The organism is Chitinophaga sp., from assembly GCF_036569125.1.
GTDB lineage: Bacteria > Bacteroidota > Bacteroidia > Chitinophagales > Chitinophagaceae > Chitinophaga.
Genome location: NZ_DATCRF010000015.1, coordinates 1 through 2,021, shown reverse-complemented (window position 1 = coordinate 2,021; position 2,021 = coordinate 1). Strand labels below are relative to the sequence as shown.

General features: G+C 46.6%; 3 protein-coding genes. All 3 read left to right on the top strand.

What is annotated here, in order from left to right:
* Window positions 1-321: TlpA disulfide reductase family protein (locus tag VIM87_RS00600; RefSeq protein WP_331995087.1), on the top strand; the 321-nt coding region annotated here is incomplete at its 5' end.
* Between the two features lie 20 nt (window positions 322-341).
* The gene (locus VIM87_RS00595; protein ID WP_331995086.1) at window positions 342-1,682 is read left to right on the top strand and encodes a glycosyltransferase family 25 protein; all 1,341 of its coding nucleotides are present in this window, start codon (window positions 342-344) and stop codon (window positions 1,680-1,682) included.
* Between the two features lie 13 nt (window positions 1,683-1,695).
* The coding region (locus VIM87_RS00590; protein WP_331995085.1) for a glycosyltransferase family 2 protein at window positions 1,696-2,021 on the top strand (326 nt) is incomplete at its 3' end.

Below are 2,021 nucleotides of genomic sequence, written 5' to 3'. Positions count from 1 at the left end.
CCTTGCATAAGCGCAATACCGGACCTGGTAAGGATCTCCCAACGATTTAAAGATAAGGTGCAGGTAGTAAGCGTGGCCTATGATAATCCTGAAAATATGGATGCTTTAAAAGCAATGATAAAAACAAGCGGCATGAACTGGATCCATCTTTTCCAGGAAATGTCAAACCCGGATAAGAAGCCCATTATTGATCAATATAAGGTTAAAGCGTACCCCACGCAAATATTAATAGACCCGGCAGGCAGGATACTGTCCCGGACCTCATCGGCAGATAAAGGCGTTTATATTGAAAAAAAGTTAAGCACGCTCATTAAAAATTAGAACCTGTTACAAAAAAAGCTATGAACAAAACAGCTATTCCTACATATATCGTTAACCTGGAAAGCAGGCCAGACAGGAAGGCGCATATCCTGCAGGAGTTTGCCGGCCGTGATGAATTTGCCCTCAGCATTGTAGCGCCATTGCCTGCCGTTAATGGAGCGGTTAGCTTGTGGAATACCATCAAACACATCCTGCAAAACCTGGTGAGTGAAGATGCAGATCATATTATACTTTGCGAGGACGACCACCTGTTCACCGGCGCCTATGACCCCGAAGAGCTGCGTTATTTAATAGCAGAGGCAGCGGCCATGCAGGCCGATGTGCTTTCCGGCGGCGTTAGCTGGTTAACCAGCTGCCTGCAGGTTTCGGAAAACATGTGCTGGATGGAAAAATTCTCAGGACTGCAGTTCACGGTGCTGTTCAGAAAATTCTTCCCTGTCATACTCAATGCCGTATTTGATAACGGGGATGCAGCCGACTATAAAATATCTTCCTTAACAGGGAATAAATATTTTATTTACCCTTTTATCTCCACCCAGAAAGACTTTGGCTATTCTGATGTAACCAGCAAGAACAACGATGAGCGGCGCGTGGAAGAGCTGTTTAAAACCACTGCTGAGAACATACAGATCCTGCAGAATGTAGCCCGGTACTACGATAAAAGAAAACAAACCATAGATCAGCGGATCCCTGCTGCCTCTCTGGAGAACCTTACCTTATCCACCTACGTGATCAGCCTGCCGGAAAGAACGGAAAGAAGATCACACATTCAGCAGCAATTTGCGCAGCGGGAAGAATTTGATGTGACCATCGTGGATGCGATCCGTCACGAAAAGGGCAACCTGGGCCTGTGGCAAGGCATCCGCAACATTATACAGCTGGCCATGGATAACGATGATGATGTTATTATTATTTGTGAAGATGACCACCAGTTTACACCCGCCTACTCAAAAGAAATGTTCCTGGAAACTATTATTAAAGCGCATGAGCTGGGGGTGGAAATGTTATGCGGCGGCATTGGCGGCTTTGGCACAACCATCCCTGTTATGGAGCATACCTGGTGGGTCAATAGCTTTATGTGCACGCAATTTATGGTGCTGTACAGAAGCCTTTTTCCCCGCATTCTCAGCGAGCCGTATGATGAGGACATCGTTGTGGAAGATCTTTATTCATCCATCACCAGTAATAAGCTAACGTTCTTTCCTTTTATTTCTGTTCAGAAAAATTTCGGCGGCGGGGATATAGCGCCGGTTCCCGGCAGGCTGGTGTGCCCGGTATCACAGCTGTTTGAGCAAACGGAAAAACGTTTCCTGAATATTCAGTCATCCATGCCCCAACAGGCACTTACTACTTATCATTAGATCCTTTACCAACATGGAGAAAATTAATACAGGCATATCCGTTATAATGCCCACCTATAACCAGGGCAGCTTTATTGTAAGGGCCATCAGCAGCCTGCTGGCCCAGGAGCATGAACACTGGGAGCTGATCATCATTAATGATGGCAGTACGGATTACACAGAAGAGCTGCTGGCAGAGCACCGGGCCGACAAACGCATCCGGTACTTTAAGCATACTGCCAATAAAGGATTGGGATACTGCCTGAACCTGGGTATGCGGCAGGCTTCGTATAATTACATCAGCTACCTCCCCTCAGATGATATTTTCTATGCCGACCATCTGAGCTCCCTGCTGACCAC